This is a genomic window from Microbacterium sp. UBA1612 (genome assembly GCF_002321605.1).
Classification (GTDB): Bacteria; Actinomycetota; Actinomycetes; order Actinomycetales; family Microbacteriaceae; genus Microbacterium; species Microbacterium luteum.
On the sequence record NZ_DCMW01000006.1, the window covers coordinates 155,766 to 180,373 of the forward strand.

Consider the following 24,608-nt stretch of genomic DNA (forward strand, 5'->3'; position numbering starts at 1 on the left):
GGAGGGCCGGGTGGCCGGGTGGCCGGGTGGTCGAAGGGCCGGGTGGCTGGGTCGGAGGGCCGGGTGGTCGGAGGGTCGGGTGGCTGGTGGCGAGCGGCCGGTGGCGGGTAGGTCAGCGTCGGCCGTGGTGTGTGGCCGTGCGGCGGGGCTGCTCGGCGATTGCGCCTCCTGCGCCGTGCCCCAACTCAGGACGGGTGTCGGGTTGTGGCCGAATAGGCCGGGTTTTGGAAGTCGATGCCGCCCCCAGCCTGAGTTAGGACCGGGTGAGACGGGGCGGGGCCAGGATCCGCCGGTGGCCGGTGGCCGGTGGCCGGTGGCCGGTGGCCGGTGGCCGGTGCGGGTGGCGGGGAGGTCCGGGATCGCCGGTTGCCGGGATGGCGGGTGGCGGGTGGCGACGGCCGAGCGGGGATAGCCTCAAGGAATGGCTCGGAAGATCACGACGGATGACGGCCGCGCCGCGCTCGCGGCTGTGAGCGGCGCCGCGGCGGCCGGCGGCGAACCCGTCCGCGCCGACCTCGGCACCGGCGTGCGTTACCTGCTGCAGTTGCTCGCCGAGAAGGCGCCGGGGAACTCCGTCGAGGTGCGCGTGCCGCCGTTCGGCGCCGTCCAGGTCGTGGAAGGTCCGCGCCACACCCGAGGAACTCCGCCGAACGTCGTCGAAATGACGCCCGCCACGTGGATCGCCCTGGCGACGGGAGAGTCGACATGGTCGGATGTCGCCGGCACCGCGCAGCTGAGCGCGTCGGGCACGCGTGCCCGGGAGATCGCCGCTCTGCTTCCGCTCCGGCCCTGACGGACTGTGCGATGCCCGGGCGGGTGCGGGAATGCGCCGGCGCGGCGGGTGGGATAGATTAGGTTAGCCCACCCTAAGTAGGCGATTTTTCGCCTCGTGCATGTCAGGAGTCCGCGTGCGCTCTGCCCGTTCGACCCCCTCTCCCCGCCCCATCGGACCCGCGCACGCCGCCGGCCCCGCCCGCCGGGTCCGTGTCGTCCTGGCTTCCGCCCTCGCGACATCCGTTGGCGCTCTCACCGCGGTCGCCGCGGCGCCCGCCGCGACCGCGGCGACGACGCCGACCCCGGAGGCGACCACCTGTCAGGTCGTCGAGGCCGACGCGTCATGGGGGTTCAAGGAGTCCTTCCGGTCCTACATCTCGGGATCGATCGCGCACGGTGAATGGGAGACCTCGGGGGACGTGTCCTACGCCACGCCGGAGTTCCTCTTCGCGTCATCGGCGGGTGAGGTCTCCTCCGACGGTTCTGCCGGGACGGTCCCGGTCGACGGCGGCATCCACTTCACCGGCCACGACGGGCTTCTCGACACGACGGTCGAGAACCCTTCGCTCGTCATCGTCGACGCCGCCACGGCGCAGATCGTCGTCGACATCACCGGCGTCTCGATGGAAGATGCGATGGCCGGAGACGCGACCGCTGAGACGCTGACCGAGGTCGGCTTCGTCGAGGTCGACCTCGAGGGGATGACCGTGACCACCGACGGCGACAGCGTCACCCTCGCGGTCGAGGATGCTCCGACAGCGATCACCGAAGACGGGTTCGCCGCGTTCGGCAGCTACGAGCCGGGTACCGCCTTCGATCCGCTGAGCTTCACCATCGTCGCCGAGTGCCCGGCCGCTGCCTCTCCGACCCCCGAGCCCAGCACGTCGACCGTTGACCCCGCCGCCGTCGACGTCGATCCGCCGGCGGCGACCACCGACAACGCCTCGTGGCTCGTGTGGACCGGCATCGGCGCGCTGATCGCGGCGGCGGCGACGGCCGCCGCCGTCGTCGTGCTGCGCCGCTGGCGTCGCGGAGGCGATTCCGAGGTGGCCCCGTGAGACGACGCGCGACGGTCATGCTCTTGGGCGTCCTTCTGATCGTCACGGGATGCGCAACCGCGCCTTCCGCTGCGGAGGAGACCGTGACGGCCTCCGCCCAGGTGCCGTTGAGCGACGTCGTGCCGCTGGCGGATCCGCGCGCGTGGACGGGGGAGTCCACGGCGGTCATCGACGAGGCGGAGATTGTGCCGGTGGTCGAATCCCCGTCGCAGGAGCTGCCGGCCGAGGTCGTCTCGCACGACCGCGGCGGCGACACCGACGTCGTCGTCTCCGACACGTCGCGCGTGGTCGCGATGGATCTCTCGGGGTCGCTCGCCGCCACCGTGTGGGGCCTCGGCTTCGGTGAGACGCTCGTCGGCCGCGACGTGTCGACGACCTTCCCAGGCGCCGTGGATCTGCCCGTCATCACCACCGACGGCCACAGCGTCAATGCCGAGGCGGTCATCGCCCTGGCGCCCACACTGGTCCTCACCGACGGGAGCATCGGGCCACGGGATGTGGTCGAGCAGCTTCGTGACGTCGGCATCACGGTCGTCTTCGTCGAGGAGTCCGCCTCCCTCGAGGGGGCCGCCGAGCTCGCGCGCGACGTCGCTGCGGTGTTCGGTGCCCCCGAAGCCGGAGAGCTCCTGGCCGATCGGATCGACGCCGAGCTCGCCGAGGTGTCCGCCCAGATCGCACGTCTCGCGCCTTCCGATCCGGATGATCGGCTGCGCATGGTGTTCCTCTACCTGCGGGGCACGGCCGGGGTCTACTACCTGTTCGGCGAAGAATCCGGGGCCGACACCCTGATCGAAGGCCTCGGGGGCGTGGATGTGGCCGGAGAACTCGGGTGGCGGGGGATGCAACCGCTCACGGACGAGGCCATGGTCGCCGCCGATCCTGACCTCATCCTCGTCATGACCGGTGGCATCGAATCCGTAGGCGGTGTGGATGGACTGCTCGCCGACAAGCCGGCCATCGCCCTCACCTCAGCCGGCGAGCACCGCCGCTTCGTGGACATGGCCGACGGGCAGATCCTCTCCTTCGGGCCGCGAGCGGCCGACGTGCTCGCTGCTCTCGCCCGGGCGATCTACGCCCCGGACGAGCGGTGACCGCTCCCGCGGCGACCGCTCCGGCCGCTACCGCGCGTCGTGTGCGTCGGAGTGTCGTCATCGGAGCAGGACTGCTGCTGCTGGTCATCGGCATCGTGCTTTCGGCCGGCATCGGGCAGCTGCCGATCGGCCCCCCGGAGGTGGTCGGATCGCTGTTGCGCGCCGCCGGGATCGACAACGCCTGGGCGCCGGTGGACCCGCTCATCGAGCAGACGCTCTGGCAGATCCGGCTCCCTCGCGTGGTGATGTCGGTCGCGGTCGGCGCGCTCCTCGCCGTTGCCGGGGCCGTGATGCAGGCGATCTTCGCCAATCCGCTGGCCGAGCCCGGCGTCGTCGGTGTCTCCTCGGGCGCCGCCGTCGGTGCGGCGATCGCCATCACGATCGGCGCGACGGCCTTCGGCTCCTGGGGCAGCGCGCTCTTCGCGTTCGCCGGCGGACTCGCGGCCACGCTCGTCGTCTATGCCGCGGCGCGCTCGCAGGGGCGCACCGAGGCCGTCACCCTGCTGCTCACCGGAATCGCCGTGAACGCGTTCGCGGGAGCGGCGCTGGCTCTGCTCATGTTCGTCGGCGACACCGCCTCGCGGGAGCAGATCATCTTCTGGCAGCTCGGATCGATGAACGGCACCCGGTGGTCGGAGGTGGCGATCACGGTCGTCGTGGGCACGGCGGCCGCGGCCGCCACGATCGGCCTCGCGCGGCGGTACGACCTTCTCGCGCTCGGCGATCGCACCGCGGCGCACCTCGGCGTGAAGATCGAGAGGCTGCGTCTGGTCTCGATCGTGCTGGTGGCTCTCCTCACCGGTGTCGCGGTCGCGTTCGTTGGCATCATCGCGTTCGTGGGCCTCGTCGTGCCGCATGTCGCCCGCATGCTCCTGGGTCCCTCGAACCGGGTCCTGCTTCCGGTGTCGTTGATCGGAGGCGCGACGATGCTCGTCTACGCCGACCTCCTCGCCCGCACCATCGTGCCCGCGGCCGACCTGCCGATCGGCGTTCTCACCTCGCTCATCGGCGGCCCCTTCTTCTTCTGGCTCATCCGCCGCAACCGGCGCCGCGCGGGAGGATGGGCATGACCGCCGCGGCGATCGCCGCGCGGCACGTCACGTATCGCGTCGGGTCGACGACCATCCTCGACGACGTGTCCATCGAGGTCGCGTACGGGCGCCTTCTCGCGCTCGTCGGGCCCAACGGCGCAGGCAAGTCGTCGCTCCTGCGTGTGCTCACCGGTGACGCGCATCCCGCCCCTGGCGAGGTGCTGATGGATGGCGCGCCGATGCGCGCCCTGTCTCCGCGCGAGCTCTCCCGCCGGCGTGCGGTTCTGCCGCAGGAGGATCAGGTGGCCTTCGCGTTCACGGCCCGCGAGGTGATCGACATGGGCCGCTCTCCCTGGATCGGCACGGATCGCGCCGACCTCGACATCGACGTGATGAGCCGGGCGATCCAGCGTGCTGACGTCGGCCATCTGCTCGACCGCGAAGTGCCCTCGCTGTCCGGGGGCGAACGAGCTCGCGTCTCGCTGGCACGCGTGCTTGCGCAGGACACCGCCGTGGTGATGCTCGACGAGCCGACCGCCGCTCTGGATCTGAGGCATCAGGAGGACGTGCTCGGCACCGCGCGGGATCTCGCCCGGGATGGCCGGGCCGTCGTGGTCGTGCTGCACGATCTCTCCCTCGCGGCCGCCTATGCGGACGACGTTGCGATGGTCGACCGTGGAACGGTGGCGGCGCACGGATCTCCGCAGACGGTGCTGACGCAGGATCGGGTCGCGGAGATCTACGGCACGCGGGTGCGCGTGGTTGCCGACCCGGATACGGGGCGGCCGCTCATCCTGCCGCGCCGAACGACCGGCTGACAAGCTACTGAGAATAGGTTAGGTTAACCTCAGCAAGGTTTGCCTAACCTCAAACTTTGACGCGCAACGGAGCGCATTTTCGTTCCCTTCCTTCCCGAGGAGTACCCGTGGATATTGCTGTGCGCGCACGTTGGCGCGCTCTGGCGAGCGTTCTCATCGCCGCCCTCATCGCCTCCGCCTCCATCGTCGGCGTCGCGCTTCCCGCGCACGCCGCGGTCGGTGTCACCGTCCCCCAGGCTCCCCGAGAGGGCGGCACGGTCACGGTGAGCGGTTCGGGCTTCGATCCGTCGGGGTTCGGCATCTACTTGGGACTGCGTGTCGTCGGTGCGGCTGAAGACACCTACACCGTGTGGATCGACGACACGAACACCACGGGAGAGATCCCCGGCCTCGGTGCCACGGCTCCGATGAACGCCGACGGCTCCTTCGCCGTCGAGGTGCCCGTTCCCGCCTACGCCGAAGGCGTGTCGTACGCGATCGTCACGCGCGCGGCGCACGGTGTCGACGACCCGACGCAGGCGTCGACGACGCCCGTCGCGTACGCCGCGGCGCCTGAGCCGGAGCCGGAGCCGACCGTGGATCCCGAACCCGAGCCGACGACGGAGCCGGAGCCGGAGCCGACCGTCGACCCGACGCCGGAGCCCACTCCGACGACCTCTCCGACCCCTGAGCCGGTTGTGCCGACGCTGAGTGTGTCGGAGACGACGGGTCTGGATCCGGAGGGTGCGACGATCACTGTCACGGGTGAGGGGTACAGCACGGAGGCGCTGGCGATCTACGGTCCTTCCGCCGGTCAGCCCGCCGGTGTGTATGCGCAGGTCGGTTGGCTTGCTGACACGTGGCGTCCGTCGGAGGGTGCGGCTTCGTCCGACCGTTCGAACGCGTACTCGGTGTGGGTGCAGGGTGCCAACGAGGTAGCGCCGTATGTGAAGTGGACCGACAACGGCGACGGCACCGCCGACTTCGTGTGGGAGGTCACGATCGACCAGGAGGCTCTCGCGGAGGAGGAGATCCCGGGTGGGCGCCTGGCCGTCTTCACCGTCGGTGCCGGTGGTGTCGTTCAGGCGGTCAACGAGCTCGCCGTCGACATCGCCTTCGCCGAGCCCGAGCCCGAGCCCGAGCCCGTCGGACCGACGCTGACGGTCGCTCCGGATGCGGATCTCGACCCGGCCGTGGAGAACATCCTCACGGTGAGCGGCGAGGGGTACGAGGGTGCGGGCGCTGTCAACGGCGTCTACGTGCTCTTCGGCGAGACCGCCGTGTGGTCAGGCGAGACGCCGCTTCCGAGCGATGGGTGGATCACGCAGGGATGGGTCATGCCCGCTCAGATCGTCGACGGTGCCTTCACGACGACGGTGACCGTTCCTGCGGGCTCGTTGGAGACCGGGGTGGACTACCAGGTCGCCACGAGTGCGGCGCACGGCCTCTCGCAGACCGACCGGTCGATGGATGCCTTCGCGGCCGTGACTGTCGCCGAGCCGACGGAGCCGTACATCGCCTTCCAGGGCGGCTCGACCGTCCGCCAGGGCGAGGAGCTGACCATCACGGCGGGCGGGCTCGAGGCCGGGAGCACGGTCACCGCGACCGCGTTCTCCGACCCGGTCGTGATCGGGTCGCAGACGGTGACCGACTCCGGCCGTGCCTCGTTCGCGTGGACCGTGCCTGCGGACTTCCCGGTCGGCGAGCACCGCATCGAACTCTCCGCGGCGGGAGAGGTGATCGTCTCGGCTCCCTTCGTGGTCGAATCGGCCGCCCAGCTGCCGACGGTCGACGCGGACCCGGTCGCCGTCGACACAGCCGATGCCTGCGTGGCGCGCGACGTCTCCGGAGCGACCCTGCAGTGGAGCGTGAAGGAGAGCTTCCGGTCCTACATCGACGGTCCGATCGCGAACGGCTCGTACTCGATCGGGTGGGGAGCGGGATCGGGCGCCTACAGCACCGAGACCGACCGCGGACTCGTCTCGTACGGCGGATCGGCCACCTTCACCGGCCACGACGGACTTCTGGACCTGACGATCTCCAGCCCGCGCATCCAGGTGCACAGTGCGACCTCCGCGTCGTTGATCGTCGACGTGCAGTCGGCGGGCTACAACGGCAGCCCTGACGTGAACGCATCGGGCGTGGTCTTCGCTTCGCTGTCGTTGCCGGCGGCAGCGGAGTCCGGGTCCCAGGTCAGCTGGACGGGCGCCGCCGCCACCCTCACGGCCGCCGGCGCAGAGGCCTTCGCCGGCTTCTACGAGGCGGGCACGGCGCTCGACCCGGTGTCGTTCGCCTTCCCGCTGGGGGCGGAGGTCGAGTGCGACTCGACCACCGATGGAAGCCTCGCTGCCACGGGTGGCGAGCAGCAGGGCGGTCTCGCGTGGGCGGCCCTCGGAATGCTGATCGCCGGCGCCGCTCTGGTGGTCGCCCGCCGCCGCACGGCCGCATCCGTGCGATGAGACTCACGGCGCGTCGCCCCGGGTTCCGCGGCGCGCCGTGACACATCCCTCCGTCGAGTGTCCGCACTCGGCGGAGGGATTCTCGTCGTTGGGGAGGGGCACAGCCTCGAGTGGGATGATGGAGGCATGGACGAGAAGCTCACCGTGCGCCGCGCGCCCAAGTACGGCGTGTTCCTCGCCCTCGGCGCGGCCCTCGGCATCCTCGCCGCGATGATCCTCACCTTCTCGTTCAGCGGAACGTTCGACGAGAGCCCGAACACCGGGCTCGTCTACGACCAGGGGCAGGTCTTCGGCTTCCTCCTGCTGATCTGCATTCCCGTCGGTCTCGCCGTGACGGGAGGCCTCGCGCTCATCCTGGACCGCACGGTCGGACGCCGCACCCGGTCGGTGCGCGTCGATCACACGGTCGACCACGACGACGAATAGGGGATTGTCCCGGCGTCGGCGCGGGGCGAGAATGGGGGCATGAGCCGCGCGAGGCTCGGCCTCACCCCCGAAGACGACGGACACGAACACGTCGTCCATGAGGAGTGGGATTCGGTGCGGGTCCGGCGCGCCCCGAGAGTCGGCCGGATCATGGGAACGGGCCTTGTCGCCGGTCTCCTCGTCGCTGTCTTACTGACCATGACGTCGGCGGCCGACCCCGACGGCCCGATGTCCACGGGCCTGTCCGGTGTCATGCGCGTCTTCGGGGTCATGGCGATCCTCTCGATCGGCGCCGGTCTTCTCCTGGCGGGCCTGGTCGTCATCGTTCTCGACCGATTCACCTCTCCCCGCGGCCGTTCGGGCGTGGCCGAGCACGCCACGACGCTGACCGACGACCTCGTCTCGCCGATGACGGATGAGATCCCGCAGTGGGTCCGCGACGCCGACGAGATCGATCCCGATCGGCGGTGACCTGAGGGGCGGACCGGTTCAGGCCAGCTCGGCGATGATCGGATGGATGGCCGCGTCGAACGCGGCGACATCCCCCCGCAGTCCATCGGTCACCGCGATCGTGAGCGATCCGATCCACCACACGCCGCGCTGCGTGAGCGGGAGCACCTGCACGTTCAATTCGAAGGAATGCGCACGCCGTCCCACCTGCCTCTCGTGCTCGGCGATCGCGCTGGCGTAAGCGCGGTAGGCGGAGTGCGTGCCGCTGGCCGACGCATGGCGGTATCGCTCGGCCGCGGACTGCGAATACGCCAGCGCCGCCTCCGCGTGCGGGACCACCGCGCGTCGCAGCACGTCGCTGCCTTCGACCGGCAGCGCCAGGAGGGTCTCGAAGTCTTCGACGAGATCCAGCGGAACGGTCGAGGGATGCGCCTGCGGCTCGACCGTCATCGCCCAGTACTCCCGCCACTCGCGTTCGAGGCGCAGATGGCGCTCATCCGGCATCGGCGGAACGACGCTCGGCACGCCCCGCAGCGCGGGGAGCTCATCGGGCGAGCGGATGCCGAGCGCCTGGCGCAGGTAGAGCGCGAGCAGCACCGGCCGGCTCGCGTCTTCGCGAACCCTCCAGTCCGGCCCCCCGGCGTTCATGCGGCCATTGTAGGGCCGGGCGGGTCGCCGGCATCGGGGTAGGCTGTCCCCGTGGCCTCTCCCTCGAGCGAAGCCGCCGCGAACCCCTACGCCCAAGCCGGTGTCGACACCGCAGCCGGTGACCTCGCGGTAGAGCTGATGAAGTCCGCCGTCCGACGCACCCACGGTCCCGAGGTGCTCGGCGGTGTCGGCGGATTCGCGGGGCTGTTCGACGCCTCCGCGATCCGCGAGTACCGTCGCCCGCTGCTGGCGACGAGCACCGACGGCGTCGGCACGAAGGTCGCGATCGCGCAGGCGATCGACAAGCACGACACGATCGGCATCGACCTCGTCGGCATGGTCGTCGACGACATCGTCGTGGTGGGCGCGAAACCGCTCTTCATGACCGACTACATCGCGTGCGGCAAGGTCGTGCCCGAGCGCATCGCCGACATCGTCGCGGGCATCGCGCACGGCTGCTCCGAGACCGGCACCGCTCTGGTCGGCGGCGAGACCGCGGAACACCCGGGGCTGCTCGGCCCCGCCGACTACGACGTCGCGGGAGCGGCCACCGGCGTCGTCGAAGCGGATGCGGTGCTCGGCGCAGAGCGCGTGCGCCCCGGCGACGTCGTGCTCGCGCTCGCCTCGAGCGGCCTGCACTCCAACGGATACAGCCTCGTGCGGCACATCGTCTCCGGAGCGGGCCTGCAGTACGGCGACCGCGCCGCCGACTTCGGAGACGCCACCTGGGGCGACGTGCTGCTGGAGCCGACGCGGCTGTACACGCGGCCGCTCCTCGACGCCATCGCCGAGACCGGCGACGCCGTGCATGCTCTGAGCCACGTCACCGGCGGCGGGATCGCCGCCAACGTCGCACGCGTGCTGCCGCAGGGCACGTGGGTCGACATCGACCGCTCGACCTGGGCACCGCCGGCGGTCTTCCAGGTGCTCGCCGACCTCGGCGACCTCGACCTCGCCGCCACCGAGGGAACGTGGAACCTCGGCGTCGGGTTCGTCGCCGTGGTCGCGGCCGACCGCGCCGAGCAGACGGCATCCGCCCTCACCCGTTCCGGGATCGCCACGTGGCAGATCGGCGTCGTCGAAGACGGCGAGCGCCCCGAGGGCGACTACGAGCAGGGCGCCAAGGGCGTCGACGGCGGTGCCGTGCGCCTGGTCGGCGCCTTCGGCGACGCCGTCTTCACGAACAGAGACGCGTAACACGCATGTGCGGAATCGTCGGCATGGTGGGCCGTGGGCCCGTCAACCAGGAGATCTACGACTCCCTCCTCCTCCTGCAGCATCGCGGTCAGGACTCCACGGGGATGGCGACGGCCGAACCCTCCGGCACGTTCCACGTGCACAAGGCGAAGGGGCAGGTGCGCGAGGCGTTCCGCACCCGCGACATGCGAGCCCTCATGGGCAACCTCGGCCTCGGTCACGTCCGATATGCCACGAAGGGCAGCGCCGGCAATGAGGAGGAGGCGCAGCCCTTCTACGTCAACGCGCCCTACGGCATCGTGCTCGTGCACAACGGCAACCTGACGAACACGCGCGAACTCACCCAGGAGCTCTTCCGCAAGGATCGGCGTCACCTGAACACCACGAGCGACACCGAACTGCTCGTGAACGTGCTCGCCAACGAGCTGCAGTCCTCGATCTCGGGTCTCGAGCTCGACCCCGAGCAGGTGTTCCAGGCCGTCTCGCGCGTGCACGAGCGGGTGGAGGGGTCCTACGCGGCGATTTCGCTGATCGCCGGCTACGGGCTCCTCGCCTTCCGTGACCCGTTCGGTATCCGACCGCTCATCCTCGGCACCCGCAAGGCTCCCGACGGGTCCTACGAATGGGTCGTCACGAGCGAGTCGCTCGTGCTGGAGAACGGCGAGTTCGAGATCGTGCGCGACGTGATGCCCGGCGAGGCGGTCTTCGTCGACCTCGACGGCAACCTCCACACCCGTCAGTGCGCGACCGAGACGCAGCTGAAGCCCTGCTCGTTCGAGTACGTCTACCTCGCGCGCCCCGACTCGGTGATGAACGGCATCTCGGTCTACGAGGCGCGGCTGCGCATGGGCGACCGCCTCGCCGACACGATCGCCCGGCACACGCCCCGCGAGGCGATCGACGTCGTCATGCCGATCCCCGACTCCTCGCGCCCCGCGGCGATGCAGGTGGCACGAAAGCTCGGCATCGAGTACCGCGAGGGCTTCTACAAGAACCGCTATGTCGGCCGCACGTTCATCATGCCCGGGCAGGCCGTGCGCAAGAAGAGCGTCCGCCAGAAGCTCAACGCCATGTCCAGCGAGTTCAAGGGCAAGAACGTGCTGCTCATCGACGACTCCGTCGTGCGCGGTACGACCAGCAAGGAGATCATTCAGATGGCCCGGGATGCCGGCGCCAAGACGGTCACCTTCGCCTCCGCGGCTCCGCCCGTGCGCTTCCCGCACGTGTACGGCATCAACATGCCGTCGCGTCACGAGCTGGTCGCCCACGGACGCACGATTCCCGAGATCGCCCAGGAGCTCGGCGCGGACTACATGGTCTACCAGGAGGTCGACGACCTGAAGGCGGCCATCCTCGAGGGGTCCGACATCGACGACCTCGACCTGAGCTGCTTCGACGGACGCTACGTCACCGGCACGGTGAGCGAGGAATATCTCGCCTGGGTCGAGGGCTCGCAGGAGAGCTGATCCGCGCCCGCGCGTCCGGCGCGTCGAGCTCGACCGCCGCATGCGCCGCGCACGCGAAACGGCGCGATGCCGCAGGGCACGCGCCGGTTTCGCGTCAGACTCGGAGGGAAGGGCTCACGCTCGCTCGAGCGATTCCTCTTCCTCGTCTTCGTCTTCGTACTGGTCGGCCCACTTGTCGACGTAGGCGTCCTCGTCGGTGTGCGTTCCGAGCTCGCGCTCGAGCGCAGCATAGTTGACGCTCGGACTGAACGACTTCAGCTCGCGAGCGATCTTGGTGTGCTTCGCCTTCTGACGGCCACGCCCCATGCCTGACCCCCTCATATCTGAGTTGCGGGCCATGTGCTCTTCGCTGCCACAGCCCGGGCATTTCGAAATCCGGATTCGAACCGGGAAGAGTAGCATTCAGAATATCACGGCGCCCCCGGCCGCGGCGGTGCCGGCGGCAGAGGAGGACCAGCGACATATGGCCGAAGAGGCATCCGACACGCGCGACACCCAGATCCCCGCGGGGCTTCACGGTGCGGTGATCGTCGGCATGATCCCGGAACTTCCCGACCGGGTTCTCAAGGAGGCCGGGCGCTACGCGTCGCTCCTGGGCGTCCACCTGCTCGTCGTGCACGTGGACGTGACCCGTTTCGTCACGTACGAGGATCCCGATGGGTACGTGCACACGGCCCCGATCGACATCAACATCGCCGCTGGCGAGACCGACCTGGCCGAGGTGAGCCGGATGGCCGCCGAGGTGCTCGACGGCCACGACCTCGACTGGAGCGTGCGGCAGCTGGTCGGCGATCCCGCGCTGGCGATCAAGCACCTCGCGGAGCAGGTCGACGCGAAGCTCCTGGTCGTCGGCACGCGCAAGCGCGGTATCGGCGAGTCCATCCGGGAATTCTTCACCGGATCGGTCGCCGCGCGACTGGCCCACCGGCAGCACCGTCCCGTGCTGGTGGTGCCGCTCGGTGAGCCCGTCGCCGACGACGAGGAGATCTGGCCCGCCTGAACTCAGTCCGCGAGAGTGCGGGTGAGCTCCCGCGCGATGCGGTCGAGGTCGTCCACGATGACGTCGACGAGTGACGCGCTCAGTTCCCCGCCGCGGGCGACATGCGTGCGCAGGTCCGCGCGCACACGACCGCGGAACTCGTTGACGGCGGCATCCGCCCGCTGGAGCTGCTCGCGGCTGCGAGTGCGAGCGTCCTCCGAAGGCGCGGTGGTTTCGGCGCGCTGCTCGGCGGTCGCGGCCGCCAGATCGGCCCGCAGGCTCCGCATCGCGTCGCGCACGCTGCCGCGCACCTCATCCGCGATGAGGCGCACCGAGTCGGCAAGGCCCGCCTCGATGCCCGCGAGGTCATCGCGTCGAGCCGCCACCTCGGCGCGGCCGCTCTCGGTGATCTCGTAGATCGTCTTGCGGCCGTCGACGGACTTCGTGACCATCCCCTCCTCCTCGAGCTTGGCCAACCGCGGATAGATCGTTCCGGCACTGGGCGTGTAGGTGCCGCCGGTGCGGTCCGAGAGCGCCTGGATGATGTCGTAGCCGTGGCGCGGACCGTCGTCGAGCAGGTTCAGCAGGTAGAGGCGCAGGTCGCCGTGCGAGAAGACGGGGGGCATCACCAGGCTCCTTCCGCGTCGGAATCGGCCGTTGCGGCGCCGGCGTCGGTGGCCCCGTCTCGGCGCAGGATCGTGAGGTCGCCGGAGACGGAATTGGTGCGGATGTCGGCGAACATGCCGCTGAGCTCGCCGGTCGACCCCGAGTAGTTGGTCGGGCCCGAGCCGGAGCGCACGACGCCGTCGACCTGCACACGTCCGCTCACGCTGCGCGCGACCACGTTCACCGGCAGCGACCGGTCCAGGCGCACGGTCGCGTTGCCGCTGACGGTGTTGAGTCCGATGGTGTGCGTCGGACCGGTCGAGTCGACGACCATCGCGCCCGAGACGGTGTCGATCGACGTCTTGCGGATCTCGCCGGTGGCGGCGATGTCGCCCGAGACGCTGTTGGCGCCGAGTGTCCCCACCAGTTCGCGGATCTGCACGTCGCCCGAGACGGCGTTGACGGCGATGTCGCCCTCGAGGCCGTCGCCGATGATGTCGCCGGAGACGGTGTTCAGGCGGGTGTCGCCATGGACGCCTGAGACCAGGGCGCTCGCGTTGACGACGCCGAGGTTCACCGCGACGGCGCGCGGCACCACGACGCTGATCTCGGCCTTCGGGCCGCCCGCGCCGAAGTTGCGGAACACCTCGAGGAAGTTGTCCCAGCGCAACTGCGGGTGGTCGATCTCGACCGCATCGTCGTTCGCCTCGATGCGCAGGTCTTTGACGGTGACGCCGTGCACCTCGATGCGCGCGCCGGGTTCGTCGTGGGCGATGACGTCGATCTGCCCGCCGACCATGCCGATCTTGAGGGAGCGCACGTCTTCGATGTCGATGACGCGCGTCTCACCCGGGTGGATGATCCACTTCTCCAGAGCCATGTCCGTCTCCTTCTCGCGAGCCCCATACTCGCGATGTATCGTGACTCGAACATAACACGATATATCGCGATGTGGAAGAGCTCTGCGCGCCGAGACACACCTTCGGGCGCGAGACACCACGCGTTGCGGTGTTTCTCGCGCCCGAACGCGTTTATCGCCGGATGCGCGGGCGGAGGGGCGAGTGAACGGGCCGCGAGTGGGCGGGCGGGTTGGGCGGGGCCGGGGTTGACATTGACGTTGCGTCAACGCATAGCGTCGGTGGCGTGGAAAGGACGGGCATGGAATGGTCGATTCACGAGGTCGCGCGCCTGACCGGCACGACGAGCCGCACCCTGCGTCACTACGACGACATCGGATTGCTGGCGCCGTCGCGCGTCGGCTCCAACGGCTACCGGCACTACGACGATGCCGCGCTCGTGCGTCTGCAGCGCATCCTGCTGCTCCGCGAGCTCGGAGTCGGCCTGTCCCGGATCGCCGAGGTGCTGGAACGACGCACAGACCCCGCGGAGGCGCTGCGGGTGCACCTGGACTGGCTGCGACGCGAGCAGGAGCGCACCGCGCAGCAGATCGCCTCGGTGGAGGCGACCATCGCATCCCTGGAAGGAGGTGAACAGATCATGGCGGAGAAGATGTTCGACGGCTTCGACCACACGCGGTACCGCGACGAGGTCGAGCAGCGCTGGGGCAGCGACGCGTACGCGCGAAGCGATGCCTGGTGGCGCGGAATGGATGCCGCCGAGAAGACGACGTGGCAGGAGCGCACAGCGCAGCTGGCGCGCGACTGGGTCGCCGTCGCGGAGAGCGGCGTCGCACCCGGCTCGGATGAGGCGCAGGCGCTCGCCGCCCGGCACGTCGCGTGGCTCCGGAGCGTGCCCGGCACGCCGGCGGCCGACCCGGGCGGCGACGTGAGGGGATACGTCCTCGGCCTCGCCGACATGTACGTCGCGGACCCGCGTTTCGGCGCGAACTACGCGACGGCAGCCGGCGGAACCGAAGGCGCCGAGTTCGTGCGTGACGCGCTGCGAGCTTACGCCGACGCGCACCTGCCCGGTGCGCACGCGTAACGGTCGGAAACGACGGATGCCGCGACCCCGAGGGGCCGCGGCATCCGTGTCATGAGACGGAAGTCAGGGGCGCCGACTTCCGCTGATCACCCGGAACAGCAGAGCGATGAGCGCGATGATGCCGACGATCAGCGCCACCCACAGCAGCCAGCTGAGGGCTTCACCCAGACCGCCGACGATCGCGAGCACGATCGCGACGACGATGATGATGATCAGTGCGAGGTTCATGAAGGGCTCCTCTTCGGTGGTCGACTGCGCGCGGGGTGCGGCGGCCGGATGCCTCGTGGGCACAATGACGACAGTGGCACCGGGACGGCGGCGGCCCCAGGGGGTTGACGGCGTCAGAAATCCGGTGGTAAGTCCATGCGACGGGGGTCGCGAGCTGTCGTGTCCGCGGCTCGCTCTCGTGTCAACCCCGCTTCACAGCCACGCGCTCGGCAGTATCGTCTCGATATTCGAACGGAGGAGGTCGTCATGCCCGAAGGACGCGGGTCGAACCTGAAGAACCCCGACATGTACGAAGAGCTGCGCAAGGACGGTGCGTCGAAGGAGAAGGCCGCGCGCATCTCCAACGCGGCGGCGAACGAGGGCAAGAGCACCGTGGGCCGTCGCGGCGGCGCGTCGGGCAGCTACGAGGACTGGACCGTCGACGACCTGAAGAAGCGCGCCAAGGAACTGGGACTGAGCGGGTACTCCGACAAGCGCAAGGCGGAGCTGATCTCCCTGCTCCGCAACCACTGACCGTCGATGGTGCGACTGGTCCGGGTTCATCCGACCGATGACCCGGGGATCACCCGCGTGCGCTCGCGCAACGGATTCCGCTACGTCGACCCGAGCGGAGACGACATCGGGGCAGAGGATCGACGGCGCGTCGAACAGTTGGTGATCCCGCCGGCGTGGGAAGAGGTCTGGGTGTGCACCGAGGACTGCGGGCACATCCAAGCGGTGGGCATCGATGATGCCGGGCGTCGCCAGTACATCTACCACCCCAAGTGGCGCGAGCGTCGCGACAGCCGCAAGTTCGCCCGCGCCCTGGATCTGGCCGGCGCGCTTCCTCATGCGCGACGGCAGGCGACGACCGCCTTGCGACGCGACGCGCTCGATCGGGAGAAGGTGCTCGGAGCGGCGTTCAAGCTGCTGGACGAGGGAGCACCGCGCATCGGCTCCGCCCGCTACCTCGAACGCCACGGCAGCCGCGGGCTGACGACCCTGCAGCGGCGCGACGCCGAGGTCGACGGCACGGTGGTCACGCTGTCCTTCCCGGCCAAGAGCGGGCAGCGCGCGCACATCCAGATCGACGACGCCGACCTCGCGCCGGTGATCACCGACCTCGCGGCCGGTCGGGCCCGTTCGCACCTGCTGTCGTATCGGAAGGGTCGCCGACGCGCCCCGCTCAGTCCGACCGACGTCAATGCGCACGTGCGGGCGCTCACCGGCGGGCTGTTCACGGCGAAGGACTTCCGAACGCTCCGCGGTACCATCCTCGCCGCCGAGGCCCTTGCCCGCATGGGAACGGTGGACACCGAGCGTGAGCGCAAGCGCGCCGAAACGCTCGCGGTGCGCGCCACCTCCGAGGCGCTCGGGAACACCCCGGCCGTCGCCCGCGCCTCGTACATCGATCCGCGGGTCTTCCGCCGCTACGCCCGAGGTGACCTGCTCGACCTGTCGGTGCGGCCCGAGTCGGCGATCCGCAAGCTCATCCTCGGCTGACGGTCCGGACTATCGTGGGCGCGTGACCCGATCCCCGCTCGTGCGCCCGCGCATGCTCGGCGCGGTCGTCGCGGGAGGAATCCTCGGCGTGGCGTTGCGGGAGCTGGCGCTGCTCCCGTTCGCCGGGCAGGCCACGACGCCGCTCGTCGTGGCAACCGTCGCGGTGAACGTGGCCGGATCGTTCCTCCTCGGCGTCGTCGTCGCCGCGCTCGGAGACCGGCATCCGCTGTGGCGGGCCTTCGCCGGCACAGGGGCGCTCGGCGGGTTCACGACGTACAGTGCTTTCGCGGTAGCCGGGGCGCAGACCCTCGCGGTCGCGCCGCTGTGGGGGATGCTGCTGGTGGCCGGCGCCGTCACGCTCGGCCTGGGCGCCGCGATGGCCGGGGTGGCGATCACACGCCGGTGGCGCTCGCGTCAGGGGAACGCCGCATGAGCGCCGGACTCTTCCTGATCGTCGCCGCGGCCGGAGGGGCCGGTGCGGGCCTCCGCTACCTCGTGGATGTGCTCGTGACGGCGCGCACGCCCGCGAGATTCCCGCTCGGCATCTTCGTCGTCAATGCCGTCGGGTCGTTCGTCCTGGGGCTTGTCACCGCACTCGCCGGTCACGTGTTCCCGGGTGACGTGGCCACGATCCTCGGGACGGGGCTGCTCGGGGGCTTCACCACCTTCAGCACCGTCTCGGTCGACACCGCGCTGCTGTTCGGCGATGGCGAGGCGCGGCGCGCCTGGCTCAACGTCGCCGGCACGGCGGTCGTGTGCGTGGCCGCCGCCGCGGTCGGAATCGGTCTCGGCGCGCTGGTGATGTGAGGTTCTGCTTCGGGGGATAACCCCCGGGGATCACGGGTGCGGCCCGTGAAATACTGAACCGGATACATCCGAGTATCGTCGCCCGCACCGCAGCCCCCTTTCAAAGGTCACACGTGTCGAATCTCGCCGTCCTGAGCCTCAAGAACCGCGCGCTGATCGCCTTGATCACCATCGTCGCCGCCATCTTCGGCGGCATCGCGCTCAACAGCCTCAAGCAGGAACTGATCCCCTCGATCGAGTTCCCCGCCCTCATCGTCGTCTCCACCTACCCGGGTGCCTCGCCCGAGGTGGTCAACACCGACGTCTCCACGCCGATCGAGTCGGCGATCCAGGGCGTCCCCGGGCTGGAGTCGAGCACGGCGACCAGCACCACGAACGCGTCGATCGTGCAGGCATCCTTCGACTACGACACCGATCTCGCCACGGCCGAGCAGAAGATGACGCAGGCGATCAACCGCATCTCGTCGCAGCTGCCCGACGGGGTCGAGCCCAACGTCATCTCCGCGAGCATCGACGACTTCCCGGTCATCCAGCTCGCCGTCACCGGCTATGACGACGCCGAGACCGTCCAGGCGCAGCTCGAGTCCAGCGTCATCCCCGACATCGAAGACGTGGACGGGGTCGATTCCGCCGAGGTCGTCGGTGCGATCGGTCAGCGCATCACCATCACTCCAGATGACGCCGAACTGGCTGCGGCGGGCTACACGCAGCAGGCGATCACCGATGCCCTCGATCAGAACGGTGTGCTCTTCCCGGGTGGCGAGATCACCGAGGACGGGGAGACCCTCACGGTCCAGACCGGCGTGAAGATCACCAGCGTCGACGAAGTCGGGCAGCTGCCCCTCGTGCCCGGCGACGCGGAACAGGCGCAGGCGGGGCTGGTCACCATCGGCGATGTCGCCGAGGTGCAGCTCACCGAGGACCCGCAGACGAGCATCTCCCGGGTCGACGGCGAACCCGCCCTCACGATCGCCGTCACCAAGCTCCCCGCCGCGAACACGGTTGAGGTGTCGCAGGGGGTGACGGCCCTCCTCGGCGGATTCGAGGACGCCCTCGGCGGGGCGGAGTTCACCGTCGTGTTCGATCAGGCGCCGTACATCGAGCAGTCCATCGAGACCCTCGCCGTGGAGGGGATGCTGGGCCTTGTCTTCGCGGTGCTCGTCATCCTGGTCTTCCTGCTGTCGGTGCGCTCGACCCTCGTCACGGCGATCTCGATCCCGACAAGCGTGCTCATCACCTTCATCGGCATCCAGACCTTCGGCTACTCGCTGAACATCCTCACCCTCGGTGCCCTCACCATCTCGATCGGGCGCGTCGTGGACGACTCGATCGTCGTCATCGAGAACATCAAGCGGCATTACGTCGGCGACGCCGACAAGAAATCGTCGATCCTGCTGGCCGTGCGCGAGGTCGCGACGGCGATCACGTCGTCGACGATCACCACGGTCGCGGTGTTCCTGCCGATCGCGTTCGTCGGCGACATCACCGGGGAGCTGTTCCGCCCCTTCGCGCTGACGGTCACGATCGCCATGCTGGCCTCGCTCCTGGTCGCGCTCACGATCGTGCCGGTGCTGGCGTACTGGTTCCTCAAGCCGGGCAAGCCGGTGCTCGACGAGCAGGGCCGGGCGATCGATCCCGAAGATCCTGCGGCTCCGCCGACCCGCCTGCAGAAGGGCTATCTGCCGGTCCTGCGCTGGACGCTGCGCCACTCGTGGGTGACGCTGACCCTCGCGGCGCTCGTGCTGGGAGGAACGGTCGCGGCCGCCCCATTCATGAAGACGAACTTCCTTGGGGACTCGGGCCAGAACACCTTCACGATCAGCCAGACGATCGGTGCGGCTCCGAGCCTCGAGGCCGAGGCGGCCGCCGCCGAGCAGGTCGAGGACGCCCTCGCCGACATCGACGGCATCGACACCGTGCAGGTCTCGATCGGCACGACCGGTTCGTCGCTGAACGACGCGTTCTCCGGCGGCGGCGCGGGCATCACCTACTCGGTCACCACCGACGAGGACGCCGATCAGGTGGCTCTCCGCGAAGAGGTCACCGATGTTGTCGGAGACCTCACGGATGCCGGCGACATCGTCGTGTCCGCTGCCGGCGGTGGGGGGTTCGGCTCGAGCGACATCGAGATCGACGTCACCGCCCCCGATTCGGCGACGCTGCAGGAGGCGACCGACGACGTCGTCGCTGCGACCAGCGATCTCGACGGCATCAGCCAGGTGGCCAGCAACCTGTCGGCGTCGCTGCCCTACATCGCCGTGGTGGTCGATCGGGATGCGGCCGCCGAGAGCGGCCTGTCGGAGGTCGCCGTGGGCGCCTTGGTCTCCAACACCATGCAGCCGCAGTCGATCGGCTCGATCGAGATCGATGACACCGCGGTCACCGTCTACCTCGATGCCCCCGACCCGCCCGCGACCCTCGAGGAGCTGCGCGACCTGCAGGTTCCGACCGCGACCGGGCCGATCGCGCTGGAGGAGATCGCGTCGGTCGAGCAGACCGAGGGCCCGACCTCGATCACCACCGAGCGCGGTCAGCGCACGGCGACCGTCACGGTCACACCGTCGACGGACGACCTCACCGCGGCGACGGCCACGGTGACCACGGCGCTGGACGACCTCGAACTGCCGCAGGGCGCCGACGCCGAGCTCGGCGGCGTCGTCACCCAGCAGACCGACGCCTTCGCGCAGCTCGGTCTCGCACTGCTCGCGGCGATCCTGATCGTCTACATCGTCATGGTCGCGACCTTCAAGTCGCTGCGGCAGCCGCTGCTGCTGCTGGTGTCCGTGCCGTTCTCGGCCACCGGCGCGATCCTGCTGCAGATCGCCACCGGCGTGCCGCTGGGCGTCTCGTCGCTGATCGGCGTGCTGATGCTCATCGGAATCGTCGTCACCAACGCCATCGTGCTCGTCGACCTGGTGAATCAGTACCGCGAGAAGGGATTGTCGGCGCACGACGCCACCGTCGCGGGCGGCGCGCGACGCCTGCGCCCCATCCTCATGACGGCGCTGGCGACCATCTTCGCGCTCACGCCGATGGCGCTCGGCATCACCGGACACGGCGGCTTCATCTCGCAGCCGCTCGCGATCGTCGTGATCGGCGGTCTCGTCTCGTCGACGGTGCTCACCCTGCTCGTGCTCCCGACCCTCTACAACCTCGTCGAAGGCGCGAAGGAGCGGCGCCTGGCCCGTCGCGCGGCGAAGGCCGGTTCGACGGATGCCGCCGACCGCGATGCCGAACCCGCTCTCGTGGGCGCCGGCGCCGGTGCGGCCGACGGCGTCTTCGAGACGCGTCGCGAGCGTCGCGAGCGTCACGCTGTGGCCGCGACCGCGTCGGAGGTCGCCGAGGTGGATGTGCCGATGATCGAAGAGGCGCCCGATGTCGAGACGCCGGCCGATGCGCCGGCCCCGGCGGCCGCGGCCGACGCGGCCGACCCATCGTTCGCCGACGCGGCCGACGGTGCGGCTCCGGCCGTGCCGGCGGAGACGCCAGACGACGTGCCGCCCGTCGAGCAGGCGCCCGATGTCGAGGTGCCCTCGGATGCGCCCGCCCCCGAGGCCGCAGCGGACGACTCCGGTGACGATCAGGCCGAGGCGGCCGAACCGGAGGACGAGCTCGAGCCCTCGGCGGGCGCTGACGACGAGGGCGGCGAGGAGTCAGCCGACGGCGACCGCCGCGACTGAGCCCTGTTCCCTCACCGCGACGGCGGGATCGATGACCGCGACTGCGGTTCGATCACCACGAGGAACGGTGAGCGATCACGCCGCCAGGGTGATCACGTCGTCGTCACGCATCCGGATCGTGCGACGAAGCGGGATCGTGACTCGTGCCGCGCGTTCGGTCGCGGTCGGGCCGCGGTGGGCGGTCGGTCCGGTGGTCGTGACGCGCTGGGCGATGCGGCCCGCGCGCGGAGCACGGACGGCGGGGCGGGTGAGGCCGACGGGGTCGGCGAGGTCGCTGCGTTCCGATTCGGTCGTGCGCGCGGTGACCGTGTTGCGGCGAGCGGGGCGCACGGCGCGAGCAAGCCGGTGACGGCGGTGCGGCTGCACGACGCGGGTGGCGGGCATCTCGGAGACGGCGGCGGTCTCCGGCTTCGCCTCGACGTCGACGTGTTCCGTAGCGACGGCGTCAGACAGTTCGGCCTGCGTGCGCAGGACGCGCGGTAGTGAGACGAGCCAGCATCCGACAACCGAGAAGGCGGTGAACTCGAACAGCGCGAGCGTGATGAAGCCGGCGGTGAGCACGACGATGCCGGTGGCCAGCACGATCACGAACACGAGCGTGAAGCGGCGGAACACGCGAGGAAGACCGGGCAGGCCGAGGCTCCACGCGACGAGGGAGAGGAAGGACAGGCCGAGGGTGGAGGCGGCGAGGTCGTGCATGACCACGCTGACCGGAATCGGGATGAGACCCACGACCGTCATCGCCAGGCCGGCGGTGACGAGCGACCCGCGCAGTCCGCGGCGGGTGTGGCGACCGGTGGTGGCGGGCAGAGTCATGCCGATCACGACACCGTAGACGGCGAGGAGCGAGCCCGAGACGATCACCGTTGTGTTGAAGGTGCGCGCGGAGAAGTCGCCGACCGTACCCAGCTGCGAGAAGTGCAGCGTCCACCAGGTGGTGTCCTTGGTGGTGAGGATCGCCGTCACGACACCGACCGCGAGAACTGCCATCGCCGTGCTCCCGAAACGGTGAGCAGAGTGAAGGCGCGCCCGAGACGTCATCGTTTCGGCGACCGTCGGTGAGACGGGTTTGCGTCGTTCCGGCGCGTCGAAGGCGGCGAGGGCGGCAGAGGTCATGAGACAACATTATTGAAATGCCCGCGCGGAAATGTACGTCTTGCGCTAATTCCATGTTATGAATTCGTGTCCTGGTGGCTCCCAGGTATCTCCCGGTAGTGTTGATCGGTCGGCTCTGGACACTGCGATGATCTGTTCGCGGGCGGTGTGTGAAGTCCTTGGGGCCGATGATGGGCGCCGACCCCGGCGTGCATGACCATCATCGAAATGGCCCCGGTTGACCGGGTGATCCGTCATGAGCGGAAGCTGTTTCTCGTGCGATCACTGGCGAAAGGCATCACCATGCCCAAGAACAAGAAGCCGCAGGGCGGACGCCCCGCGAAGAACTTCGAACCCCGATACGGCGCGAAGACCTCCTACCAGGACCGCAAGCGTCGTCCGGGCGAGTCCTCCTCGGGCACGACGGGCAGCCGGAGCCCCGGTCACCGCGGCTACCGCGCGGCGGAGGAGGGCTCGACCCCCAAGCGTCGTTGGACCGCTCAGGAGAAGGTCGCGCGAGATGAAGCCCGCGGCATACGCAGCCGCGCCGGGAATGATCGGCCCTCGCGTGAGGATCGCCCCCGCCGTGACGACCGCGCGTACGACCGCCCCCGCCGTGACGACCGTGCCGGTGGCTACCGCGAGGACCGCCCCCGCCGGGACGACCGCCCCCGCCGTGATGACCGTGCCGGTGGCTACGACCGTCGGAACCGCGACGACCGCTCCGGCGGGTACGAGCGCCGTGACGAGCGTCCGCGCCGTGACGAGCGTGACGGTGGCTACGGCCGTGACGGCGGGTACGACCGTCCTCGCCGCGATGACCGTTCCGGCGGGTATGACCGTCGACAGCAGGGCGACCGCTCCGATCGTCCGCGCCGCGACGATCGCGCCGGTGGGTATCGCGGCGATCGCACCCGCCGTGATGATCGCGCCGGGGGGTACGACCGTCCGCGCCAGGATGACCGGCGGTACGACCGTCCGCGTCAGAGTGACCGCGATGAGCGCCCGCGCCGTGACGACCGCGCCTTCGAGCGTCCTCGCCGTGACGACCGCCCGCGTCGGGACGACCGGGGGTACGACCGCCCGCGCCGGGAGGCGGCACCGTCGCGCGACGCGGCGCGCGACGCTCATGTCGACGTGGTGCACGAGCGGCTGCAGGCCGAAGCGATCCAGGCCGACAACATCGCCGACGCGACGTTCGCCGACCTCGGTCTCGGCCAGAACATCGTCACGCGACTGACCGAACTCGGCGCCGAGAAGCCCTTCCCCATCCAGGCCGCCACGGTTGCCCCGATCCTCGAGGGTCGCGACGTGCTCGCGCGCGGCCGCACCGGTTCGGGCAAGACGATCGCCTTCGGCGCTCCGCTCGTGGAGTCGGTGCTGCGCTCGCAGGCGGGCACCCGGCGTGAATTCGGTCGCGCGCCGAAGGCCCTCATCATGGCTCCGACGCGCGAACTCGCGCTGCAGATCGACCGCACGGTGCAGACGCTCGCGCGGAGCGTGGGCCTGTTCACCACGCAGATCTACGGCGGCGTCCCGCAGGCGCGTCAGGTCGGTGCGCTGAAGAAGGGCGTCGACATCGTCATCGGCACCCCGGGCCGCATCGAGGATCTCGAGCGCCAGGGCAAGCTCGACCTGTCCCAGGTGCAGATCGCGGTCCTCGACGAGGCCGATCACATGTGCGAGCTGGGATTCCTGGAGCCGGTGCAGCGCATCCTGCGTCTGACGGCGGGCGACAGCCAGAAGCTCCTGTTCAGCGCCACGCTCGACCGCGAGGTCGCCGCGCTGGTCGACGAGTTCCTGGTGGAGCCCGCCGTCTACGAGGTCGCGGGCGAAGACCAGGACTCGGGCACGATCGACCACCGCGTGCTGGTCGTCGACCACCGCGACAAGGCCGAGATCCTGCGTTCCCTCGTCGACCGCGAGGGCAAGACGCTGGTGTTCGCGCGCACGCGCGCCTACACCGAGATGCTCGCCGAGCAGTTCGAAGACGCGGGCATCGCCGCGCTCGCACTGCACGGCGACCTCAACCAGTCCAAGCGCACGCGGAACCTCGAGAAGCTCACCTCGGGTCGCGTGAAGGTGCTGGTGGCGACCGACGTTGCCGCGCGCGGCATCCACGTCGACGACATCGACCTCGTCGTGCAGGCCGACGCGCCCGACGAGTACAAGACGTACCTGCACCGCTCGGGCCGCACCGGCCGTGCCGGCCGCGAGGGCAGGGTGGTCACGCTCGTGACCCGCCAGCGTCGCCGTCGGATGACGGAGCTGCTCGACCGTGCCGAGATCGAGGCGCCGTTCGAGGACGTGCGTCCCGACGACGACCTTCTCGAGGAGATCTCGGGCCGTCAGGCCGCCGACGTCGCCAGCTGATCCGCGACGCGGGCGAC

Annotated in this window: 24 protein-coding genes; 18 read left to right on the forward strand and 6 right to left on the reverse strand. The window is 70.0% G+C overall.

Going from position 1 to position 24,608, the window contains the following annotated elements; all coding sequences use genetic code 11:
• The first annotated feature begins 421 nt into the window (after positions 1 to 421).
• The 8 genes from B3S45_RS03920 to B3S45_RS03955 all read left to right on the forward strand — a co-directional run bounded on the left by B3S45_RS03920 (position 422) and on the right by B3S45_RS03955 (position 8,107).
• Positions 422 to 793 (forward strand): sterol carrier family protein, encoded by a 372-nt coding sequence (locus B3S45_RS03920; protein ID WP_071045882.1) that lies wholly within the window; start codon positions 422 to 424, stop codon positions 791 to 793.
• A gap of 115 nt (positions 794 to 908) precedes the next feature.
• Positions 909 to 1,832, forward strand: coding sequence for an HtaA domain-containing protein (locus B3S45_RS03925; RefSeq protein WP_286717510.1), 924 nt, complete (start codon positions 909 to 911; stop codon positions 1,830 to 1,832).
• Positions 1,829 to 2,923 (forward strand): heme/hemin ABC transporter substrate-binding protein, encoded by a 1,095-nt coding sequence (locus B3S45_RS03930; protein WP_286717512.1) that lies wholly within the window; start codon positions 1,829 to 1,831, stop codon positions 2,921 to 2,923. The genes B3S45_RS03925 and B3S45_RS03930 overlap by 4 nt, the downstream gene beginning before the upstream one ends.
• Complete coding sequence (locus B3S45_RS03935) at positions 2,920 to 3,993, forward strand: FecCD family ABC transporter permease (protein WP_414683068.1); 1,074 nt, start codon at positions 2,920 to 2,922, stop codon at positions 3,991 to 3,993. The genes B3S45_RS03930 and B3S45_RS03935 overlap by 4 nt, the downstream gene beginning before the upstream one ends.
• Positions 3,990 to 4,772 carry a heme ABC transporter ATP-binding protein gene (locus B3S45_RS03940; protein ID WP_286717514.1) on the forward strand — a complete coding sequence of 261 codons (783 nt, stop codon included), beginning with the start codon at positions 3,990 to 3,992 and terminating at the stop codon, positions 4,770 to 4,772. The genes B3S45_RS03935 and B3S45_RS03940 overlap by 4 nt, the downstream gene beginning before the upstream one ends.
• Before the next feature lie 107 nt (positions 4,773 to 4,879).
• Positions 4,880 to 7,210 (forward strand): HtaA domain-containing protein, encoded by a 2,331-nt coding sequence (locus tag B3S45_RS03945; RefSeq protein ID WP_286717515.1) that lies wholly within the window; start codon positions 4,880 to 4,882, stop codon positions 7,208 to 7,210.
• A gap of 126 nt (positions 7,211 to 7,336) precedes the next feature.
• Positions 7,337 to 7,636, forward strand: a complete 300-nt coding sequence (locus tag B3S45_RS03950; RefSeq protein ID WP_194384321.1) for a potassium transporter Trk — start codon at positions 7,337 to 7,339, stop codon at positions 7,634 to 7,636.
• A gap of 39 nt (positions 7,637 to 7,675) precedes the next feature.
• Positions 7,676 to 8,107, forward strand: a complete 432-nt coding sequence (locus B3S45_RS03955; protein WP_286717517.1) for a hypothetical protein — start codon at positions 7,676 to 7,678, stop codon at positions 8,105 to 8,107.
• 18 nt (positions 8,108 to 8,125) lie between these two features.
• Here the strand turns inward: B3S45_RS03955 and B3S45_RS03960 are convergent, their stop codons facing one another.
• Positions 8,126 to 8,734 (reverse strand): zinc-binding alcohol dehydrogenase, encoded by a 609-nt coding sequence (locus B3S45_RS03960; protein WP_194384323.1) that lies wholly within the window; start codon positions 8,732 to 8,734, stop codon positions 8,126 to 8,128.
• 138 nt (positions 8,735 to 8,872) lie between these two features.
• On the opposite strand from B3S45_RS03960, the gene purM reads away from it, so the two are divergent.
• Positions 8,873 to 9,931: a phosphoribosylformylglycinamidine cyclo-ligase gene (gene purM / locus B3S45_RS03965; protein ID WP_414683070.1), complete on the forward strand. Its 1,059-nt coding sequence runs from the start codon at positions 8,873 to 8,875 to the stop codon at positions 9,929 to 9,931.
• Positions 9,932 to 9,936: 5 nt separating this feature from the next.
• On the forward strand, positions 9,937 to 11,397 hold the full coding sequence (gene purF, locus B3S45_RS03970) for an amidophosphoribosyltransferase (RefSeq protein WP_286717519.1): 1,461 nt from the start codon (positions 9,937 to 9,939) through the stop codon (positions 11,395 to 11,397).
• A 114-nt stretch (positions 11,398 to 11,511) separates the two neighbouring features.
• Here purF and B3S45_RS03975 read toward each other — a convergent pair whose 3' ends face one another.
• On the reverse strand, positions 11,512 to 11,703 hold the full coding sequence (locus B3S45_RS03975) for a DUF3073 domain-containing protein (protein ID WP_071045863.1): 192 nt from the start codon (positions 11,701 to 11,703) through the stop codon (positions 11,512 to 11,514).
• A 157-nt stretch (positions 11,704 to 11,860) separates the two neighbouring features.
• Between B3S45_RS03975 and B3S45_RS03980 the strand changes: the two genes are divergently transcribed.
• Entirely contained in the window at positions 11,861 to 12,397 is a 537-nt protein-coding gene (locus B3S45_RS03980; RefSeq protein WP_071045862.1) for a universal stress protein, read from the forward strand.
• A 2-nt stretch (positions 12,398 to 12,399) separates the two neighbouring features.
• Here B3S45_RS03980 and B3S45_RS03985 read toward each other — a convergent pair whose 3' ends face one another.
• Positions 12,400 to 13,002 (reverse strand): PadR family transcriptional regulator, encoded by a 603-nt coding sequence (locus B3S45_RS03985; RefSeq protein WP_194384326.1) that lies wholly within the window; start codon positions 13,000 to 13,002, stop codon positions 12,400 to 12,402.
• Positions 13,002 to 13,862 carry a DUF4097 family beta strand repeat-containing protein gene (locus tag B3S45_RS03990; RefSeq protein ID WP_194384327.1) on the reverse strand — a complete coding sequence of 287 codons (861 nt, stop codon included), beginning with the start codon at positions 13,860 to 13,862 and terminating at the stop codon, positions 13,002 to 13,004. Before B3S45_RS03990 ends, B3S45_RS03985 begins: the two co-directional genes overlap by 1 nt.
• 278 nt (positions 13,863 to 14,140) lie before the next feature.
• Here B3S45_RS03990 and B3S45_RS03995 point away from each other — a divergent pair, with 278 nt between their 5' ends.
• A complete protein-coding gene (locus B3S45_RS03995; protein WP_286717583.1) occupies positions 14,141 to 14,926 on the forward strand; it encodes a MerR family transcriptional regulator in 786 nt (261 codons plus the stop codon).
• A gap of 63 nt (positions 14,927 to 14,989) precedes the next feature.
• Here the strand turns inward: B3S45_RS03995 and B3S45_RS04000 are convergent, their stop codons facing one another.
• Complete coding sequence (locus tag B3S45_RS04000) at positions 14,990 to 15,154, reverse strand: hypothetical protein (RefSeq protein ID WP_176759463.1); 165 nt, start codon at positions 15,152 to 15,154, stop codon at positions 14,990 to 14,992.
• 246 nt (positions 15,155 to 15,400) lie between these two features.
• On the opposite strand from B3S45_RS04000, the gene B3S45_RS04005 reads away from it, so the two are divergent.
• The 5 genes from B3S45_RS04005 (at position 15,401) to B3S45_RS04025 (ending at position 21,123) form a co-directional block, all read left to right on the forward strand.
• A complete protein-coding gene (locus B3S45_RS04005) occupies positions 15,401 to 15,667 on the forward strand; it encodes an SAP domain-containing protein (RefSeq protein ID WP_286717521.1) in 267 nt (88 codons plus the stop codon).
• Between the two features lie 6 nt (positions 15,668 to 15,673).
• Complete coding sequence (locus B3S45_RS04010) at positions 15,674 to 16,636, forward strand: DNA topoisomerase IB (protein WP_286717522.1); 963 nt, start codon at positions 15,674 to 15,676, stop codon at positions 16,634 to 16,636.
• 22 nt (positions 16,637 to 16,658) lie between these two features.
• A complete protein-coding gene (locus B3S45_RS04015; protein WP_286717523.1) occupies positions 16,659 to 17,069 on the forward strand; it encodes a fluoride efflux transporter FluC in 411 nt (136 codons plus the stop codon).
• The gene (locus B3S45_RS04020; protein WP_071045852.1) at positions 17,066 to 17,443 is read left to right on the forward strand and encodes a fluoride efflux transporter FluC; all 378 of its coding nucleotides are present in this window, start codon (positions 17,066 to 17,068) and stop codon (positions 17,441 to 17,443) included. The genes B3S45_RS04015 and B3S45_RS04020 overlap by 4 nt, the downstream gene beginning before the upstream one ends.
• Positions 17,444 to 17,556: 113 nt before the next feature.
• Entirely contained in the window at positions 17,557 to 21,123 is a 3,567-nt protein-coding gene (locus tag B3S45_RS04025) for an efflux RND transporter permease subunit (RefSeq protein ID WP_286717524.1), read from the forward strand.
• Positions 21,124 to 21,198: 75 nt separating this feature from the next.
• On the opposite strand, the gene B3S45_RS04030 is transcribed toward B3S45_RS04025, so the two are convergent.
• On the reverse strand, positions 21,199 to 22,239 hold the full coding sequence (locus B3S45_RS04030; protein ID WP_286717525.1) for a DUF998 domain-containing protein: 1,041 nt from the start codon (positions 22,237 to 22,239) through the stop codon (positions 21,199 to 21,201).
• A gap of 282 nt (positions 22,240 to 22,521) precedes the next feature.
• Here B3S45_RS04030 and B3S45_RS04035 point away from each other — a divergent pair, with 282 nt between their 5' ends.
• Positions 22,522 to 24,591: a DEAD/DEAH box helicase gene (locus B3S45_RS04035; protein WP_286717585.1), complete on the forward strand. Its 2,070-nt coding sequence runs from the start codon at positions 22,522 to 22,524 to the stop codon at positions 24,589 to 24,591.
• Positions 24,592 to 24,608 lie beyond the last annotated feature (17 nt).

Coding starts and splice junctions, on each gene's coding strand:
- B3S45_RS04005 (WP_286717521.1), top strand. CDS start 15,401: ATGCCCGAAGGACGCGGGTCGAACCTGAAGAACCCCGACATGTACGAA.
- B3S45_RS04030 (WP_286717525.1), bottom strand. CDS start 22,239: ATGACCTCTGCCGCCCTCGCCGCCTTCGACGCGCCGGAACGACGCAAA.
- B3S45_RS03975 (WP_071045863.1), bottom strand. CDS start 11,703: ATGGGGCGTGGCCGTCAGAAGGCGAAGCACACCAAGATCGCTCGCGAG.
- B3S45_RS03940 (WP_286717514.1), top strand. CDS start 3,990: ATGACCGCCGCGGCGATCGCCGCGCGGCACGTCACGTATCGCGTCGGG.
- B3S45_RS03950 (WP_194384321.1), top strand. CDS start 7,337: ATGGACGAGAAGCTCACCGTGCGCCGCGCGCCCAAGTACGGCGTGTTC.
- B3S45_RS03995 (WP_286717583.1), top strand. CDS start 14,141: ATGGAATGGTCGATTCACGAGGTCGCGCGCCTGACCGGCACGACGAGC.
- purM (WP_414683070.1), top strand. CDS start 8,873: ATGAAGTCCGCCGTCCGACGCACCCACGGTCCCGAGGTGCTCGGCGGT.
- B3S45_RS03960 (WP_194384323.1), bottom strand. CDS start 8,734: ATGAACGCCGGGGGGCCGGACTGGAGGGTTCGCGAAGACGCGAGCCGG.
- B3S45_RS03985 (WP_194384326.1), bottom strand. CDS start 13,002: ATGCCCCCCGTCTTCTCGCACGGCGACCTGCGCCTCTACCTGCTGAAC.
- B3S45_RS03955 (WP_286717517.1), top strand. CDS start 7,676: ATGAGCCGCGCGAGGCTCGGCCTCACCCCCGAAGACGACGGACACGAA.
- B3S45_RS04035 (WP_286717585.1), top strand. CDS start 22,522: ATGCCCAAGAACAAGAAGCCGCAGGGCGGACGCCCCGCGAAGAACTTC.
- B3S45_RS03920 (WP_071045882.1), top strand. CDS start 422: ATGGCTCGGAAGATCACGACGGATGACGGCCGCGCCGCGCTCGCGGCT.
- B3S45_RS04000 (WP_176759463.1), bottom strand. CDS start 15,154: ATGAACCTCGCACTGATCATCATCATCGTCGTCGCGATCGTGCTCGCG.
- B3S45_RS04020 (WP_071045852.1), top strand. CDS start 17,066: ATGAGCGCCGGACTCTTCCTGATCGTCGCCGCGGCCGGAGGGGCCGGT.
- purF (WP_286717519.1), top strand. CDS start 9,937: ATGTGCGGAATCGTCGGCATGGTGGGCCGTGGGCCCGTCAACCAGGAG.
- B3S45_RS03990 (WP_194384327.1), bottom strand. CDS start 13,862: ATGGCTCTGGAGAAGTGGATCATCCACCCGGGTGAGACGCGCGTCATC.
- B3S45_RS03980 (WP_071045862.1), top strand. CDS start 11,861: ATGGCCGAAGAGGCATCCGACACGCGCGACACCCAGATCCCCGCGGGG.
- B3S45_RS04010 (WP_286717522.1), top strand. CDS start 15,674: ATGGTGCGACTGGTCCGGGTTCATCCGACCGATGACCCGGGGATCACC.